Below are 16,930 nucleotides of genomic sequence, written 5' to 3' on the forward strand. Positions count from 1 at the left end.
AAGTTTAAAGTCTACACAAAATGGAACCACAATGACGATCCATGCCAAAACCGCTTTGTTAGGCTCTAGTTGGGTCAGAAATCTACGGGTAGAGATCGCGCGCGGTCATATCCAAAGCTTGGAAACTGGGGCGTCCGCACAATCCGCGGACACGCGGGTGGATGTCTTGCTGCCTGCCTTGGGGAACCTCCACAGCCACGCCTTTCAGCGTGCTATGGCTGGTATGACCGAAGTCCGCGCTGCGGGGCGCGAAAGCTTTTGGACCTGGCGCACTCTGATGTATCGGTTTCTGGACAAGCTTACACCCGATCAGGTCGAAGCGATTGCCGCCTTGGTCTATCTGGAGATGCAAGAGGCCGGGTATGCCTCGGTCGGTGAGTTTCACTATGTCCATCACCAGCCGGGCGGGGCGTCTTACGACCAAGTGTCGGAACTGAGCCAGCGCATTTTTGCCGCGGCCACTCAGACCGGGATCGGGTTAACGCACCTACCGGTGCTCTACACCTACGGCGGTGTCGACCAGCAGCCATTAGCAGGTGGTCAGTTACGCTTTGGCAATTCCGTCGATCAGTTTCTGGTTCTGGTCGAGGAATGCCGAAAAACGCTGCCTCAAACGGATTCCATGATCGGCATCGCCCCGCATTCTTTGCGGGCGACATCGCCTACGGATTTACCCGAAGTCCTAAATGTCGTTTCTGACGGCCCCGTCCACATTCATATTGCGGAACAGCTTAAGGAAGTGGCCGATGTCGAGGCTGCGCTGGGGCAGCGGCCGGTCGCCTGGCTATTGGACAATGTCGATGTAGATTACCGCTGGTGTCTTATTCATGCGACTCACATGACCGATGTGGAAACACGCGCCCTTGCTCAATCCGGTGCCGTTGCCGGACTGTGCCCGATTACCGAAGCGAACTTGGGCGACGGTATCTTCAACGGTGCGGTTTACATTGACTCAGGTGGCCGTTTCGGCGTGGGATCAGACTCTAACATCAGGATATCTCTGCCTGAAGAACTACGGACGCTGGAATATTCCCAGCGATTGCGTGACCATGCACGCACTGTTTTGGTGAAAGGTGAAGGATCGGTTGGTCAGGCTTTGTATAGAGGCGCCGCCCAAGGCGGCGCGCAAGCTCTGGGCCGCAATGCCGGAGAAATTGCCGTCGGCAAGTGGGCCGATCTAATGGCAATTGACCGATCTCATCCTACAATTTGCGCGCTGACTGACGAACAGGTGCTGGATGGCCTGTGTTTTGCAGCACCTGATGGGCTGGTGACAGATCTGTGGTCGGCGGGCCGTCACATGGTGCGACAGGGCCGCCACATCGAACGAGATCGGATCGTTCCCGCGTACAGGTCGGCGATTGCCGATCTGTTGGCCGACGTCTAAACGAACCTACTCAGAAAACGAAAAGCACCATGACCCAATCGAACGAAACCACCAGCTACAGGGACATCAAGGAAACCGTGTTGGCACGCATTCGGTCGGGTGAGTGGCAGCCGGATTCTCTGCTGCCCAATGAACAGGACCTTGCCGTCGAATTCTCGTGCACCAGAACGACCGTGAACCGTGCCTTGAGGGAACTGGCAGATGAAGGATTTCTGGAACGCCGCCGCAAAGCTGGCACTCGGGTTCTAAGTTCACCACAAAGGCAGGCCCGATTCACGATTCCAATGGTTCGGGATGAGGTTGAGGCTCTGGGCGGCACCTATCGCTATGCGTTGGTCTCATCTGATTCCAGGCAAGCACCAGATTGGTTATGCGCGCGGCTTGCGCTGAAACCAAAACAGGACGTGATGCACGTGCGTTGCATGCACTTTAACGGCAATACTCCGTTTCAATTCGAAGATCGATGGATCGTCGTGGCCTCGGTCCCGCAGGTCTTGAATGCAGACTTCGCGTCAATTGGTCCGAATGAGTGGTTGATACAAACCGTTCCTTTTACCAATGTCGAGCTGAGTTTCCTGGCCAGCCGCGCTGATGAATCAGTGGCCGGATTCCTGGACCTTCCTGTTGGTGAACCGGTGTTTACCGGTGAACGGATCACGTGGCTTGAGGGCCAACCGGTCACTTTCGCGAAGATGTACTTTGCCGCCGGGTATCGCATGACCACTCAGTTCTAAGCCCGACCGCGATTTCTGCTTTACCGTGTCTCTAATCCAAGCCAGATTCAGCACATTCTGGTCCTGCGCGAAGGGAAATTGGGATGGGTAACCCGCTCTATGATCGACTTTTTGGCATCCACGCGGGCAAGGATACGCCATTCCTTCATCTGCCCGGCGGCCAAACGATTACCCACGCGGCTTTTCTGGACATGGCCTCGCGGATTGCAAACGCATTGAACGGATTTGAGCTTGAGCCCGGTGACCGGGTTGCCGTTCAGGTGGAAAAGTCGCCAGAAGCGCTGGCGCTCTATGCGGCTTGCGCTCAGACCGGACTGATCTTTTTGCCGTTGAATACCGCCTACAAATCCGGCGAACTCAGCTATTTCATCGAAAACAGCGGCGCGGCGCTGGTGGTTTGCGATGCCGCCAGCGAAGTGGAACTGACACCTATCGCCGAAGCCCAAAACGCAAGGTTAGAGACGCTTGACGCCGACGGTTCAGGTAGCCTTATGCGTCGGGCTTTGGGTATGCTGCCTGCATTCGAACCGGTCAAGCGGACCGAGGATGATCTTGCCGCGTTCCTCTATACTTCCGGAACGACAGGACGCTCAAAAGGCGCGATGCTGACGCAGGCCAATCTATTGTCCAATGCCGAGACACTGGTGCAGGAATGGCGATTCACGCAAGAGGACGTGCTGCTGCATGCCTTGCCGATCTTTCATACGCACGGGCTGTTTGTGGCCACCAACATTATTCTGGCCTCTGGCGGGTCGATGATCTTTCTTCCGAAATTTGATTTGGATGACATCTTACGGCTGATGCCGGATGCGACCTCGATGATGGGGGTTCCAACCTTTTATACCCGTCTGCTGGGGGATAAACGTTTTACCGGCGACTTGGCGCGACACATGCGGCTGTTTATCTCGGGTTCGGCCCCGTTGCTGGCCGAGACGCATGAACGGTTTCAGGATCGGACCGGCCACCGTATCCTTGAACGCTATGGCATGACGGAAACCAATATGAACACGTCGAACCCCTATGACGGCGTCCGTCGCGCAGGAACGGTCGGATTTCCGCTGCCGGGTGTCGAACTGAAGGTGACAGATCCCGAATCCGGCGAACCCCTGTTGCAGGGCGAGATTGGCATGATCGAAGTGCGCGGACCCAATGTTTTCGAAGGTTATTGGCAAATGCCGGAAAAAACCGCCGCGGAATTGCGCGAGGACGGTTTCTTTATCACCGGTGATCTTGGGCGCATAGACGAGGACGGCTACGTGCACATCGTGGGTCGCGGCAAAGACCTAATCATCTCTGGCGGGTTCAACATCTACCCCAAAGAGGTTGAACTGGTTCTGGACGACCAGCCGGGCGTACTGGAAAGCGCCGTGATTGGTGTGCCTCATCCCGATTTCGGCGAAACCGTTCTGGGTATTCTCGTTGCAGAGCAGGGCCAAGCACCGGACTTAGGTGCCATTTTGGCCAACGTTCAAAGCGAACTGGCGCGGTTCAAACATCCCCGAAGGCTGATCGTACTGGATGAACTGCCCAGAAACACGATGGGAAAAGTGCAAAAGAACGCCCTGCGCGAACGTTACAAGGACATGTTTACCGCGGATTAGGCTCTAACGGCACCCGACCGGCGTCTGTCAGCAGCCAGCACTGACGCCCTTCGAACACAGCGGTGGCCAGCGGCCGACCATAGCCTGCCCCGGCGTCCAGGTTGACGCGGTTTCCGCAATGCTCGGCCCGGTCCACCGGAGTATGCCCATGCACAACCAACCAGGGGTACGCACGTGCATCGTGCAGGAACTCCTGGCGTATCCAGACAAGGTCGTCTTCAGCCTGCTCCTCTAACGGTAGACCGGGTCGAATGCCCGCGTGTACGAACAGCAACTCGCCCTCCCGGTGATACAACGGCAGGTCATTCACAAAATCTAAATGGGCCTGTGGCACCGCATCCCGCGCCCATTCATTGACCTGATAAATCCGATCACTGTCGGTTACCTCAACGCCATAAGAGGCCAGCGTTTCCCGGCCACCCAAACGAGGGTCCAGCCAGTTCAAAGTGATCGGCAAACGACTATCCGCAATCTCGCAATGCTGAACAAAGCGGGCCATCATTCGATCGTGGTTCCCCTTGACCATGGCCCAGTTCCGCCCCGCCCGGCGTCCCTCAATAAGCAGGTCCAGCACTTGGCGGCTGTTCGGGCCGCGATCCACATAATCGCCTAAAAAAACGACCCGCGCATCAGGACCGCCATCTGCTTCAATCCGGGCAAGTGCAGTTTGCAGCATGTGTAACTGACCATGAATGTCGCCAACGGCGTAGATCGGGATACTCAAAACGGGGCCTCTTTGAATGTGTCAGACACTATTTGCAGCAACTCGGTTGCAGAAAAAAGACAATGCCCGCACATTTTTGCACGGGCATTGCCAAGGTCACAATTTTCGAACCAAAACTCAGGCCACATCAAACTCCAGCGGCTTGATCTGGGTGAACAACCCGGTTTCCGCCAATTTGGCCCGCGCTTCAGCCGGTACCGGTTCATCCACATAAAGAAGCGCGATTGCCTCACCACCGGCCTCGGCACGGCCCAGCGTAAAGTTGGCAATGTTAACGTCGTTCTCACCCATTGTTTGACCCAACGTACCAATGATGCCGGGAACGTCTTCGTTGGTGGTGTAAAGCATATGTGCCCCGACTTCAGCGTCGATGTTGATACCCTTGATCTGGATGAATCGTGGCTTGCCGTCACTGAACACGGTACCGCCGATGGAGCGTTCCCGTTTGTCAGTCACCACAGTCACTTTGATGTATCCATCAAAGACGCCGGACTTGTCCTGATTGGTGGTTGAGATTTGAATGCCGCGTTCTTTGGCAACAACCGGGGCCGAAACCATGTTCACTTCCGGGTTGAACTTTTTCATGATCCCCGCGACGACAGCACAGTTCAAAGCCGCCAAGTTCATCTCGGCCGCAACACCATCGTAAAGGATGTTAATCGCCTTGACCGGCTCATCAGTCATCTGGCCGATAAAGCTGCCCAGATGGCCGGCCAGCTTGATCCACGGCCCCATGACCTTAGCCTCTTCGGCGGTAACGCTCGGCATGTTCAACGCGTTTTCCACCGCGCCGGTCAGCAGATAGTTCGAGATCTGCTCGGCCACCTGCAAAGCGACATTTTCCTGCGCTTCGGTCGTCGCCGCACCAAGGTGAGGCGTGCAGACTACGTTGGGCAAGTTGAACAGCGGGTTGTCCTTGGCCGGCTCCACGCTGAACACGTCAAAGGCGGCACCGGCAACTTGCCCGGATTGCAGCATTTCGGACAGTGCCTCTTCGTCGACCAGACCACCACGGGCGCAGTTGACGATGCGTACTCCGGGCTTGGTTTTGGCCAGGTTCTCACGGCTCAGGATGTTGCGCGTCTGGTCGGTCAGCGGCACGTGCAGTGTGATGAAATCGGCACGAGACAGCAGCTCATCCAGCTCGACCTTTTCCACACCCATCTTGGCGGCTTTCTCTTCACTCAGATAGGGATCGTAGGCAACGACCTTCATTTTCAGGCCCAGCGCGCGTTCACACACGATACCGCCAATGTTACCTGCGCCAATAACGCCGAGGGTCTTGTTGGTCAGTTCGATGCCCATGAATTTGGACTTTTCCCACTTGCCCGCATGGGTCGATGTGCTGGCCTCGGGGATTTGCCGCGCAACAGCGAACATCATCGCAATCGCGTGCTCGGCGGTGGTAATCATGTTGCCAAAAGGCGTGTTCATCACGATCACACCCTTTTTCGACGCGGCTTCTTTGTCGACATTGTCAGTGCCGATCCCGGCACGCCCAATGACTTTCAGATTGTCGGCTTTCTCCAGCAGCGTCGGTGTGACCTTGGTGGCCGAGCGGATGGCAAGACCGTCATATTGACCTATCACTTCGGCCAGCTTGTCTTTGTCTTTGCCCAGATCAGGCAAAAAATCCACGTCGATGCCGCGGTCGCGGAAAATCTGAACGGCGGTTTCGCTAAGTTTGTCGGATACGAGTACTTTGGGGGCCATGTTTGTGGTCCTTGAATCTAATGAGACGTCCGGGCCTGGGGCGGCCCGGTGAAGATTGGAATGAATCAGGCGGCCTCAGATTGCGCCGCGATCTCGGCCTCGAAGGCCCATGCCAGCCAGGGCAGCATCGCCTCGATATCCGAGGTTTCGACGGTTCCGCCGCACCAGATGCGCAGGCCCGCAGGCGCGTCTCGATAGGCTCCGATATCCAGAGCGATGTTCTCGACCTCCAGCCGTTTGGCCACCGCTTTGGCGAATGTTGCACCATCCTGAATGCGGGGATCCGTGAATTTTAGGCAGACCGAGGTGTTGGATTGCGTCGCCGCATCCTCGGCCAAATTGGCGATCCAGTTGTTCTGGTCGCAGAAGGCATGGACCGCACCAGCATTGGCGTCCGCACGGGCGATGAGGCCCTGCAGGCCGCCAACCGAGCGCGCCCAGTCCAACGCGAACAGGTAATCTTCGACCGCCAACATGGACGGCGTATTGATCGTTGCACCGGTAAAGATGCCATCGATCAGCTTGCCGCCCTTGGTCAGGCGGAAAATCTTGGGCAGCGGCCATGCGGGGGTGTAGCTCTCCAACCGCTCTACAGCGCGGGGCGACAGGATCAGCATGCCGTGAGCCGCCTCACCACCCAGAACTTTCTGCCAGCTGAACGTGGTCACATCCAGCTTGTCCCACGGCAGGTCCATCGCGAAAGCTGCAGAGGTGGCGTCACAAATCGTCAAACCCTGACGGTCATCAGCGATCCAGTCGCCATTGGGAACCCGAACACCCGAGGTCGTGCCGTTCCACGTAAAGACAACGTCATTGGCGAAATTAATCGAGGCCAGATCAACTAACTGGCCGTAGTCTGCCGTCTTTACCTCTGCGTCGATCTTCAGCTGTTTAACGACGTCGGTCACCCAACCCGACCCAAAGCTTTCCCAGGCCAACATCTCGACCTTGCGTTCGCCCAATAGCGACCAAAGGGCCATTTCAACCGCACCGGTATCCGAGGCGGGAACGATGCCGATCTTGTAATCTGCCGGAATGCCCAGAACCTCGCGCGTGCCTTCAATGGCTGCCTTCAGCTTGTCCTTGCCTACTGCTGCACGGTGCGAACGACCCAGCGCGGCATCGGCCAGTTTGGTCAGATCAAATGTGGGGGGTTTGGCGCAAGGGCCCGAAGAAAAACGCGGATTTGCCGGCCGCGTCGCCGGTTGTTCAATGCTCATGTGTATTACCCTTCCAGATACACGCCCCTCGTTGGGGAGGGGTGTCCCACAAACAGAGCTATTGCCTCGAAAGACGCTCAGCAAGCGGAAAAGACGCATCGGGTGCCAAAAACGACACCCGACTTTGTGCGTATTTGGAACGCGGGTTTCCTATCGGCATCAAGATGAGAAGCGCACAGCTTCTCCGGTTTCCAATGCCTGCTGCGCTGCCAAACCTATCCGAACAGCCCAAAGACCATCGTTCAGGGTGACGTCTGGCTGGGCCTGTTCACCTCGCAGAACCGCCAAAAACCCTTGATGCTGATAGAAGGTCGAACCGTTGTGATCCCCGGCAGCCAAAAGGCGTGGATCGACGGGGATATCTTTGGCAATTGGCCCTTTCGGATCACGCGGGCTGACAATGATCTGCGGCACCGGCGCTGCGCCCAGATGTTCTGGCCAGAACCGTCCCGGCCCCGGCACAAGGGCTTCAATCTTGGCATCCGGTCCAACTGCCGAGATTTCCTCCTGATATCGGGACCCTTCCGCAAACATGCAAAGTTCCAGCATCGCGCGCGCGCCCGAGGCGAAATCCACGATGACATAACCATGGTCGAGGATATCGGGCGTCTCGCCCCCATAGTCCTCATCCAGATGGTTGACCGCCTGCCCGCCGCTGGCTGTGACGCGAACCGGGTCGGATTGCAGGATCAGACGCATCAGGTCGAAGAAATGGCAACACTTCTCGACAAATGTTCCGCCTGTATTCTGGTTGAACCGGTTCCAATTCCCGACCTTTTCCAGAAACGGAAACCGATGCTCGCGAATTGACAGCATCTTTACGCCGCCCGTGACCTCTGCCTCGGCAATCAGCGCAGCAATGGGCGGCATGTAACGGTATTCCATCGCAACCCAGATTGGGTGCGGATAGTCACGCTGAATCGCCTCAAGTCGCGACGCATCCACCGGATCTGTGAAAAGAGGTTTCTCTACCAACAACGGCAACGGGCGCGTCCCGGCAATCTCTTCGATCTGATCCACGTGCAGGTGGTTGGGGCTAACGATGACAACGCAGTCCAGATCGTCGACCGCCAGCAATTCTTCGACTGAAGACACCATCACCGCATCAGGCGCAATCGCCTGCGCAGCCTTCGCCATCTTGGCATCAGGCTCAAAAATCGCTGAAACGCGCGTGTCGTCCAGCAGGGCAATATTGTGCAGGTGTTCCTGCCCCATCATACCGCATCCGATCAGCCCGTAGTGAATGGTCCGGGTCATGCGCAGTTCCTTTTATTTCAGTCGTTGGACATAGGTGGCCCGATCCGGGTCGAACCATGTTTTTGAAAACTCAACCGGTTCGGTTTTTTCCGACCAGCTGAACCGTTCGATGTAGCCAACCGTTTCTCCGGCTGGCTTGGTGAAATCAGGGGGCGTCCAATCCGGCAACATCCCGAGGGAAACCCTGTCTTCAGCACGCGTGATCCAGAACCCCAACTGGTGCTGGTAGTACCGATAAAGCGAGTCAGACAGCAGCTGTCGATCAATCAAACCAGCGGACTCATCCAGCCAGATTTCTTCAACCGCGATAATTGTATCATTCAGGTAGCGCATTCGGCGCACCCGCGAGCCCATGTCCGAGGCACCAAATCGCGGCAAACCTGCGGGCTTTTTCAGATGGTCAACTGACAGGATATCCGCCCGCGGCAACCCACCGCCTTCAGGCAGCTCCAGTCGGAACATTGCATAGACGCTGTTTTGCGTTCCGGTCTCGCGTACATAATTGCCCGAACCCTGAATACGCTCCAGCATCCCCTTTTTCTCAAGCTCGGCGAGCGATTTTCGCAGAGTACCGACTGAAACTTTCAATTCCGCAGCAAGGTCTCGTTCGGGCGGCAAGCGCTCGCCATCTATCAGGCGACCGGCAGCGATGTCGCGGATCAAAAGCTCGGCAATCTGAACATAAACCGGCAGGGCGTTCGGGTTTCGGTTGGCTGACGACATCTTTGGGCGCTTCACTCAGTCGCAGGAAAAATTGATACACCATTGATCTACATCAATGTGATTGCTACGCAAGAGGAAAGTCACAGCCACGCGGAGAGCGAATCAGATGACCATCGTCCCCATCACCTCACCCGATCTGAATGCGGCCGAGGTTTCGTGGTTTGCGGCGTTGTGTTCCGACGATTACCAGTTTCTTGGAATACCTGATGGCGATCTACGATCCAGCTGGGACCACTGCTCGGGCATCGTGAAAGAAGCCGAGGCGCAAGGGTTCCGAAACATCCTCTGCCCTTCGTCCTATCAGGTGGGTCAGGACACATTGAGCTTTGTCGCGGGATGCGCGCCGATCACCGAAAAGATCAACATGCTGGCCGCTGTGCGCTGCGGTGAGATGCAACCCATCATGCTGGCCCGCACCATCGCGACACTGGATCACATGCTGCAGGGGCGTTTGACGGTCAACATCATCTCATCCGATTTCCCGGGTGAGAAAGCCGACAGCTCCTATCGTTATCAGCGCTCGCGCGAAGTGGTGGAGATACTGAAACAGGCATGGACGCAGGATGAGATCAATCATGCGGGCGAAGTGTATAACTTCTCTGGGCTGACGACCGACCCGGCGAAGCCATATCAGACCGGCGGCCCACTGCTGTACTTTGGTGGTTATTCCCCATCCGCTCTGGATCTGTGTGGCGAGCATTGCGACGTCTACCTGATGTGGCCCGAAACCAAGGATCAGCTGGCCGAACGGATGAAAGCCGTCCACGCGGTTGCGGAGAACTACAATCGCACACTCGATTACGGCCTGCGCGTGCACATGATCGTCCGCGATACCGAGGCCGAAGCGCAGGAATACGCCGACTACATCGTCTCGAAACTGGATGACGAATACGGTCGCGCCATCCGTGAGCGTGCTTTGGATTCAACATCATTGGGCGTCGCGCATCAGGCCAAGAACCGCGATCTTGCGGATGAGTATGGCTATGTCGAACCCGGCCTTTGGACCGGCGTTGGCCGCGCGCGGTCCGGGTGCGGCGCCGCTCTGGTCGGATCGACCGATCAGGTCATGTCCAAGATCGAAGAGTATCAGAAGATGGGCATCCGCGCCTTCATCTTCTCGGGATACCCGCACATGGACGAAGCTCGCCATTTTGGCAGCCGTGTTATGCCTAACCTGAAAACCTGTTCCCTTCCCGATGCTTACGGAAGGGTCCCTGCAAATACCCCGGCCACGCCGCTGGGCAACGGAGTTCGTCGCTGATGCAACGTGTGAAACTATCTGACTCGCTGGACATGAGCCGCATTGTGTACGGCATGTGGCGGCTGGGCGACGACGACGACACTTCGACGGGTCATGTCGAAGCCAAGATTCAGGCGTGTCTGGATCAGGGCATCACCACCTTCGATCAGGCCGATATCTATGGCGGCTACGCGGCCGAGGCTGTTCTCGGCAACGCCTTGCGCGCAAATCCAGGCCTGCGTCAGCAGATGGAAATCGTCACCAAATGTGACATCGTCGCTCCGATGGGTCGGTATGCGGACGCCAAGTGCAAATACTATGACACCTCGCGCGCGCACATACTGAAATCGGTTGACACATCGCTGTCCGAAATGGCCATCGATCATATCGACCTGCTGCTGATTCACCGCCCCGATCCATTCATGGACCATCACGAAACAGGTGCCGCGCTGGACGAAGTTGTCGCCGGCGGCAAGGTCGGCGCGGTTGGCGTGTCCAATTTCCGTCCATGGGACTGGAGCCTGCTGCAATCGGCGATGAAAACCCAGTTGGTGACCAACCAGATCGAGATTTCTCTGGGCGAAATCGGCCCCTTCACCAACGGTGATCTGGCGTTTCATCAGCAGCATGGCCAGCCGGTGATGGCGTGGTCGCCCTTGGGTGGCGGATTGCTAATGGCTGGAAACCCTCCGGTCGGGGTTGTAGCGGACGAAATCGCCGAGGAATTCGGCGTGGATCGCGCCGCCGTGGCGGTGGCGTTTCTTCTGGCCCACCCTGCAGGCATTCTTCCGGTCTTGGGCACCAACAATCTGGACCGGATCAAGCGCATCTCTGACGCGCTGAAAGTCAATTTGGATCGCGAGAGTTGGTACCGCCTTTATGAGGCGGCACTGGGGCATGAGGTACCATGATGAATGCAATCTCAAAGGACATGACCCGCACATTCGTTCCCCACAGGGACGATACCCGAACCTTGCGCGACGCTTTTGGTCGTTTTGCCACCGGTGTCACTGTTGTCACCTGCGACAGCACAGACGGGCCGGTCTGCATCACCGCCAACAGTTTTTCGTCCCTTTCGCTGGACCCACCACTTGTCATGTGGGCAGGCGATCGCAACTCGCGCCGGTTCCGTTATTTCCAAGAAGCACGGCATTTCAGTGTTCACGTCCTTTCAGCAGAACAGGCCGAACTTTGCTTTGGATGTTCGAAAGACGCGTTTGCGCTTCAGGACATCGACCATGAGCGCTGTGAAAACGGAACCCCGCTGCTGCCCGATTGCCTGGCCCGTTTCGAATGTGAGCAACACGCTTATCACGACGCTGGCGACCACGTTATTGTTATTGGAAAGGTCCTGCGTGCCAGCATGGCGGACGGAGACGCATTGACCTTCTACGCCGGAAAGCTCGGCCAATTCGCGCACCAGTAAGCGCGGAATAACTGTCGCGGTGGAAACCCGCGGCTGAAAAGGGAGGATCCGCATGGGCGGATTGACGTCGGTGCTTGCGCCGATCGCGTTTGTTAATGAAACCGTGCTGCGATTGGGCCGCGCGGTTGGTGTCGTTGCGATTGCGCTTATGGTAATCGCGATCCTGATTCAGGTGTTTTTCAGATACGTTCTGGGCAACGCGCTGCCTTGGCCGGATGAGGCTGCGCGGTTCTGTATGTTGTGGATGACGGGCCTGATGGCCCCCACGGCATTTCGGCGTGGCGGGTTCGTCGCCATCGACATGGTGCCCCTTATGTTGCCGCGTGGGATCGGGCAGACCCTGAATATCCTGCTTCTTTTGGTTTCGCTGGCCGTGTTGCTGGTCGCAGTCAATATCGGTTGGTCCGAGGTGACCGGGTTTGGCGGAAAATTCGCCACAGCTGCGCTGTATCTGCCAACGTCCTTTGGATTTGACGAGTGGTATCGCATCCCGCGCAGCTGGATGATGGCATCGCTGCTGGTTGGCGTCATCCTGCTGATCTCAGTCAATATAGAGCTGATCTTGCGCGCCGTCGTAACCCTGTTGGGCGGCGGACATCTGCTGCCAGAGATTGCCGATGCACCCGTGGGGGCCGAATAAATGTTGATATGGTTCCTACCCACATTTCTGGTGTTCCTGCTGATCGGCCTGCCGGTCTTCTTCGCGTTGCTGGCCGCGCCCGGCATTCTGCTATGGCTGAACGGCCAGACAAACGACATCACGCTGCTGTATCGCAATGTCTATAACGGCATGGATAGCTTTCCGCTAATGGCGATCCCCTTCTTCATGCTGGCCGGAGAGCTGATGAACCGGGGTGGCATCACGCTGCGGCTGGTTGAATTCAGTCAGGCGCTGATGGGTCACTTTCGGGGCGGTCTGGCCCATGTGAACGTACTCAGCTCGATCCTGTTTGCCGGGCTTTCGGGTTCGGCCGTGGCCGATACGTCGGCGCTGGGGTCAATGTTGATCCCGGCGATGGAAAAACAGGGCTATACCCGCCGTTTTGCTGCCGCGATCACAGCCGCCAGTTCGGTGATCGGACCGATCATTCCACCCTCGGGCATCATGATCATCTACGCCTATGTTATGGGCGAAAGCGTTGCAGCGTTATTCCTTGCGGGGATCGTGCCGGGAGTCATGGTGGGTGTTGGCCTGATGCTGATGATTAAGGTCATGGCCGACAAATACGACTTCCCGGTCGCCAGCCGAAAATACACCTGGGGCGAGCGACGTCAGGCCAGCCTTAAAGCGTTCTTTCCCCTGCTGACGCCAGTCATCATTCTGGGTGGTATTCTGGGCGGTATTTTCACACCGACCGAAGCTGCGGCAGTTGCTGTCGGCTACGCATTCCTCATTGGGTTCTTTGTCCTGCGCACGCTGACGATAAAAGAAGTGCCTGAAATTCTCAGCAATGCAGGTCTGACCTCGGCCGTCGTTTTGTTGCTGGTGGGTGCCGCGATGGCGTTCAAGACAGTCGTCAGCCTCAGCCACGCGCCGGAACAACTGGCGCAATTGATCCTCAGCCTTTCGGAAAACCCACTGATCCTTCTGTTCCTGATCAACCTGTTGCTGTTCATCGTGGGCATGTTCCTGGACGCAGGTCCCGCGATCATCATCCTTGGCCCAATCCTGGCCCCGATCTTTACCAGCCTTGGCGTCGATCCGATCCACTTTGCCATCATCATGAGCGTCAACCTGACCGTGGGCCTTGCGACACCGCCTATGGGGTTGGTCCTGTTTGTGGCCGCCGCCGTGTCGCGCGAAAAAGTTGAAACCATCGCCAAGGCAATCCTGCCATTCCTGGCCGTCGAAATCATAGTGATCTTTCTGATCACCTATGTCCCCGCACTATCCATGACGATCCCACGCATAACGGGATTTGCAAACTGACTGAGTATCACAGGGAGGAAACGCATGCTCGGAAGATTTATCAAAACAGCAGCCCTAGCGACATCGCTGGTTGCCGCGTCCGCCATCGCGGCAACTGCAGCTGACTACACGCTGCGCGCGACTGCAAACTCTAATGAAAACGATGAAGACTATGACGGTCTGATCGTTTTCAAGAACTTTGTCGAAGCTGCCTCGAACGGAGCGATAGAAGTCGAGCTGTTTATCGGGACACAGCTGTGTTCAAACGGCGCTGAATGCCTTCAGGGCGTCGCGGACGGCACCATCGACATTTACATCTCTACCTCAGGCGGTGCTTCGGGCATCTTCCCTTACGTTCAGGTCCTCGACCTGCCTTACCTGATGGCCGATGACCGTGTCGCTGAGCGTGTTCTGTCTGGTGATTTCACGCGCACAATGCGCGAGATGGCGTTGGAGGATTCCGGCGGTGCGATCCGCCTGATGACCATCGGCAACACAGGCGGCTGGCGTAACTTCGCGAACACGCAACGCCGCATTGCCGAACCCGCCGACATGGAAGGGTTGAAGATCCGCACCGTGGTCGCCGACCTGCCGCAGGAACTGGTAAAGGCACTGGGCGCTTCGCCGACCCCGATCCCGTGGCCCGAGCTGTTCACAAGCTTCCAAACCGGCGTTGTTGAAGGATCCAAGAACGGCATCACCGATATCATGGGCATGAAATTCCCGGATGCGGGTCTGCAATACGTCACACTGGACGGCCACGCCTATATGGGTGCGCTGTGGTGGATGAATAACGCCAAGTTCCAAGAGATGCCCGAGGATCTGCGCCGCGTGGTCGTCGACGGTTTCTATGCGCTGCAGCAGGCCACTTTTGCCTCGCCCAAGCGCAAGTCGATCCAGGCTTATGAAGATTTCGTCGCGGGCGGTGGTGACCTCTACGTCCCGACACCCGATCAGAAAGCCGCGTTCAAAGATGCGGCTACACCTGTTTACGAATGGTTCCAGTCCAACGTGGCTCGCGGTGATGAGATTTTTGCCGCGCTGACCGAAGCCGTTTCGATTGCGGAAGGTGAGATCAATGCGTCGCGCGATGCGGACCTGAACTAATCAATTGTGGGTCGGGCCTTGTGGCCCGGCCCTTTCACCGAAACGGGTACATCCACCCTTTGTAGTCGTTGACCAGAACATGCGCCCTTTCAATCTGCTCCGGCGACATTTTCTTGACCACTTCCTCAAGGCTGATCGCCGCGTCGGGATCGCCGCCAATGGCGCTGAGTGTGTACCACATGTAAGCCCGCACCAAATCAGGCGCGGGCATGCCAAGGCCCAGTTCATAATACCAGCCGACGCCGGATTGCGCCCCGGGGTGCCCCTTCATCGAGGCGCGCAGATACCACTCAAACGCTCTTTCATAGTCCTGCTCAACTCCAAGTCCGAGACCGTACATCACACCGATCAGTTCCTCGGCCTCGGCGTTGCCAGAACGCGCGGCAGGCCAAAGTTCCTCGCGCGCAGCCGCGAACTCCCCGGCCTCCATCATGTCGCGGGCCTGTTCCAATTCGGCCAGCGCCGGGGTGGCAAAAAGACAAAGGGCAAAAACATACTGACGCATGGGGTGGCTGCTTTCCTCTGGGCCGGGACGGCAATCGCGCAAGAACTTCCACGACCGCTGACAGATGACGATTTCCTGTCCTTTGATATGAAACAGGCCGCCATCGGTCATCAACTGTTTTACGACCCGATCCTGTCCGGCAATCAGAACATCGCCTGCGCCCATTGCCATCACCCGGATTTCGGAACGTCCGATGGATTGTCGCTGGGCATTGGCGAAGGCGGTCAGGGCTTGGGACCTGACCGCACACCGGGCATCGGAGCCGCCAAGATCCGAAAACGTATCCCCCGAAATTCTCCGGGTCTTTGGAATCTTGGGGCAAGGGACATTCACACCCTGTTCCACGATGGCCGCCTGAGTATTTCGGATGTTTATGGTAATCGCTTCAACTCGCCTGCACAGGAATGGTTACCCGAGGGGTTGAATTCACTGCTGGCCGCACAGGCGCTTTTTCCGCTGACTTCGCAGTTCGAAATGGCGGGTAACGTGGCCGAGAACCAAGTCACAGGTGCTGTGCACGACCGGATCGACAAAGGCTGGCCGATCCTCGCCAAACGGGTGCGCACCGATCCGGATTACGGCCCGGCCATCGTCGCAGCATTTGATGAAATCGAAGCGACCGAAGACATCTCGATCACCCAAATCGCAAACGCGCTTGCGGCATTTATGGCCGTTGAATGGCGCAGCACGGATAGCCCGTTTGATCGATATCTCGCCGGGGATACAACCGCCTTGTCCCCGCACCAAAAGCGCGGCATGAATTTGTTCTATGGAACGGCACATTGTTCGACCTGCCATTCCGGGCCGCTCATGTCGGATCAGGAATTCCATGCGCTGGCGCTGCCATCGTTCGGGCCGGGCCGGACAAGGCAATGGGACCCCTACGTCCGGGATGTGGGTCGCATGGGCGAGAGCGACCGGCTAGAGGATGCCTATCGCTTTCGCACGCCGATGCTGCGCAACGTGGCCCTGACGGCTCCCTACGGCCACAACGGAGCATTTCCAGATTTGGAAAGCATGATCCGCCATCACCTCAACCCTGAAAAAAGCCTGTCGCAGTGGACCCGGGACATGGCAGATTTGCCCAATGTGCCCTGGCTTCAACACGCGGATTTTGTGGTGTGGGATGACAAGTTCGAAATGGAGCGTCAGCGCGCCAAGATTGATATTGCGCCGGTAGAACTTTCCGATGAGGAAATCCACAGCCTCGTCGCCTTTCTGCAATCGCTTACAGGGACAAGTGTGGAAACTCCGCCATTTGGGGTGCCCGAGGGGTTCACCCCGTAAGAAAAGCCCCCGCCCAGTGGTGGGCGGGGGTTGTTTTGGTTTTTACTCAGCGGCTTCTTCGTATGCGTCCATTGGAGGGCATGTGCAGATTAGGTTT

16 protein-coding genes are annotated in these 16,930 nt (G+C 57.2%); 10 read left to right on the top strand and 6 right to left on the bottom strand.

From position 1 onward, the window contains the following. Window positions 1-31 precede the first annotated feature (31 nt). The 3 genes from GOW92_RS19685 to GOW92_RS19695 all read left to right on the top strand — a co-directional run bounded on the left by GOW92_RS19685 (window position 32) and on the right by GOW92_RS19695 (window position 3,722). The gene (locus GOW92_RS19685) at window positions 32-1,387 is read left to right on the top strand and encodes a formimidoylglutamate deiminase (protein WP_170563723.1); all 1,356 of its coding nucleotides are present in this window, start codon (window positions 32-34) and stop codon (window positions 1,385-1,387) included. A 29-nt stretch (window positions 1,388-1,416) separates the two neighbouring features. Beyond that, a complete protein-coding gene (locus GOW92_RS19690) occupies window positions 1,417-2,121 on the top strand; it encodes a GntR family transcriptional regulator (protein WP_170563726.1) in 705 nt (234 codons plus the stop codon). 83 nt (window positions 2,122-2,204) lie between these two features. Continuing rightward, window positions 2,205-3,722, top strand: coding sequence for a malonate--CoA ligase (locus tag GOW92_RS19695; protein ID WP_170563729.1), 1,518 nt, complete (start codon window positions 2,205-2,207; stop codon window positions 3,720-3,722). Here the strand turns inward: GOW92_RS19695 and GOW92_RS19700 are convergent. The 5 genes from GOW92_RS19700 to GOW92_RS19720 all read right to left on the bottom strand — a co-directional run bounded on the left by GOW92_RS19700 (window position 3,709) and on the right by GOW92_RS19720 (window position 9,359). Further along, entirely contained in the window at window positions 3,709-4,446 is a 738-nt protein-coding gene (locus GOW92_RS19700; protein ID WP_170563732.1) for a metallophosphoesterase family protein, read from the bottom strand. The two genes, GOW92_RS19695 and GOW92_RS19700, sit on opposite strands and share 14 nt — an antisense overlap. A 117-nt stretch (window positions 4,447-4,563) precedes the next feature. Next, complete coding sequence (serA, locus tag GOW92_RS19705; RefSeq protein ID WP_170563735.1) at window positions 4,564-6,159, bottom strand: phosphoglycerate dehydrogenase; 1,596 nt, start codon at window positions 6,157-6,159, stop codon at window positions 4,564-4,566. Window positions 6,160-6,224: 65 nt separating this feature from the next. Further along, window positions 6,225-7,379 carry a phosphoserine transaminase gene (locus tag GOW92_RS19710; protein WP_170563737.1) on the bottom strand — a complete coding sequence of 385 codons (1,155 nt, stop codon included), beginning with the start codon at window positions 7,377-7,379 and terminating at the stop codon, window positions 6,225-6,227. Window positions 7,380-7,538: 159 nt separating this feature from the next. Continuing rightward, on the bottom strand, window positions 7,539-8,636 hold the full coding sequence (locus GOW92_RS19715) for a Gfo/Idh/MocA family protein (RefSeq protein ID WP_170563740.1): 1,098 nt from the start codon (window positions 8,634-8,636) through the stop codon (window positions 7,539-7,541). Between the two features lie 12 nt (window positions 8,637-8,648). Continuing rightward, window positions 8,649-9,359: a GntR family transcriptional regulator gene (locus GOW92_RS19720; RefSeq protein ID WP_170563742.1), complete on the bottom strand. Its 711-nt coding sequence runs from the start codon at window positions 9,357-9,359 to the stop codon at window positions 8,649-8,651. A 106-nt stretch (window positions 9,360-9,465) separates the two neighbouring features. On the opposite strand from GOW92_RS19720, the gene GOW92_RS19725 reads away from it, so the two are divergent. The 6 genes from GOW92_RS19725 to GOW92_RS19750 are packed head-to-tail and all read left to right on the top strand — an operon-like array spanning window position 9,466 to window position 15,041. After that, the gene (locus tag GOW92_RS19725) at window positions 9,466-10,620 is read left to right on the top strand and encodes an LLM class flavin-dependent oxidoreductase (protein ID WP_170563744.1); all 1,155 of its coding nucleotides are present in this window, start codon (window positions 9,466-9,468) and stop codon (window positions 10,618-10,620) included. Continuing rightward, window positions 10,620-11,510, top strand: a complete 891-nt coding sequence (locus GOW92_RS19730) for an aldo/keto reductase (protein WP_170563747.1) — start codon at window positions 10,620-10,622, stop codon at window positions 11,508-11,510. The genes GOW92_RS19725 and GOW92_RS19730 overlap by 1 nt, the downstream gene beginning before the upstream one ends. Next, complete coding sequence (locus GOW92_RS19735) at window positions 11,510-12,025, top strand: flavin reductase family protein (RefSeq protein WP_058272664.1); 516 nt, start codon at window positions 11,510-11,512, stop codon at window positions 12,023-12,025. The genes GOW92_RS19730 and GOW92_RS19735 overlap by 1 nt, the downstream gene beginning before the upstream one ends. Window positions 12,026-12,077: 52 nt before the next feature. After that, window positions 12,078-12,665, top strand: a complete 588-nt coding sequence (locus GOW92_RS19740; RefSeq protein ID WP_170563750.1) for a TRAP transporter small permease — start codon at window positions 12,078-12,080, stop codon at window positions 12,663-12,665. After that, complete coding sequence (locus GOW92_RS19745) at window positions 12,666-13,955, top strand: TRAP transporter large permease (protein WP_170563753.1); 1,290 nt, start codon at window positions 12,666-12,668, stop codon at window positions 13,953-13,955. A 24-nt stretch (window positions 13,956-13,979) separates the two neighbouring features. Further along, window positions 13,980-15,041, top strand: a complete 1,062-nt coding sequence (locus tag GOW92_RS19750; RefSeq protein ID WP_170417451.1) for a TRAP transporter substrate-binding protein — start codon at window positions 13,980-13,982, stop codon at window positions 15,039-15,041. Window positions 15,042-15,075: 34 nt separating this feature from the next. Here the strand turns inward: GOW92_RS19750 and GOW92_RS19755 are convergent, their stop codons facing one another. Next, window positions 15,076-15,546 (bottom strand): tetratricopeptide repeat protein, encoded by a 471-nt coding sequence (locus tag GOW92_RS19755; RefSeq protein ID WP_170417454.1) that lies wholly within the window; start codon window positions 15,544-15,546, stop codon window positions 15,076-15,078. Window positions 15,547-15,549: 3 nt separating this feature from the next. Here GOW92_RS19755 and GOW92_RS19760 point away from each other — a divergent pair, with 3 nt between their 5' ends. Then, on the top strand, window positions 15,550-16,833 hold the full coding sequence (locus tag GOW92_RS19760; protein ID WP_170563755.1) for a cytochrome-c peroxidase: 1,284 nt from the start codon (window positions 15,550-15,552) through the stop codon (window positions 16,831-16,833). The last annotated feature ends 97 nt before the right edge of the window (window positions 16,834-16,930 follow it).

Source organism: Ruegeria atlantica (genome assembly GCF_013032505.1).
GTDB classification, from domain to species: Bacteria; Pseudomonadota; Alphaproteobacteria; order Rhodobacterales; family Rhodobacteraceae; genus Ruegeria; species Ruegeria atlantica_F.

Excerpts from the sequence above, each read along its gene's own strand:
- GOW92_RS19755 (WP_170417454.1), bottom strand. The coding sequence starts at position 15,546 with ATGCGTCAGTATGTTTTTGCCCTTTGTCTTTTTGCCACCCCGGCGCTG.
- GOW92_RS19715 (WP_170563740.1), bottom strand. The coding sequence starts at position 8,636 with ATGACCCGGACCATTCACTACGGGCTGATCGGATGCGGTATGATGGGG.
- serA (WP_170563735.1), bottom strand. The coding sequence starts at position 6,159 with ATGGCCCCCAAAGTACTCGTATCCGACAAACTTAGCGAAACCGCCGTT.
- GOW92_RS19735 (WP_058272664.1), top strand. The coding sequence starts at position 11,510 with ATGAATGCAATCTCAAAGGACATGACCCGCACATTCGTTCCCCACAGG.
- GOW92_RS19740 (WP_170563750.1), top strand. The coding sequence starts at position 12,078 with ATGGGCGGATTGACGTCGGTGCTTGCGCCGATCGCGTTTGTTAATGAA.
- GOW92_RS19695 (WP_170563729.1), top strand. The coding sequence starts at position 2,205 with ATGGGTAACCCGCTCTATGATCGACTTTTTGGCATCCACGCGGGCAAG.
- GOW92_RS19710 (WP_170563737.1), bottom strand. The coding sequence starts at position 7,379 with ATGAGCATTGAACAACCGGCGACGCGGCCGGCAAATCCGCGTTTTTCT.
- GOW92_RS19725 (WP_170563744.1), top strand. The coding sequence starts at position 9,466 with ATGACCATCGTCCCCATCACCTCACCCGATCTGAATGCGGCCGAGGTT.
- GOW92_RS19720 (WP_170563742.1), bottom strand. The coding sequence starts at position 9,359 with ATGTCGTCAGCCAACCGAAACCCGAACGCCCTGCCGGTTTATGTTCAG.
- GOW92_RS19685 (WP_170563723.1), top strand. The coding sequence starts at position 32 with ATGACGATCCATGCCAAAACCGCTTTGTTAGGCTCTAGTTGGGTCAGA.
- GOW92_RS19745 (WP_170563753.1), top strand. The coding sequence starts at position 12,666 with ATGTTGATATGGTTCCTACCCACATTTCTGGTGTTCCTGCTGATCGGC.
- GOW92_RS19730 (WP_170563747.1), top strand. The coding sequence starts at position 10,620 with ATGCAACGTGTGAAACTATCTGACTCGCTGGACATGAGCCGCATTGTG.
- GOW92_RS19750 (WP_170417451.1), top strand. The coding sequence starts at position 13,980 with ATGCTCGGAAGATTTATCAAAACAGCAGCCCTAGCGACATCGCTGGTT.
- GOW92_RS19690 (WP_170563726.1), top strand. The coding sequence starts at position 1,417 with ATGACCCAATCGAACGAAACCACCAGCTACAGGGACATCAAGGAAACC.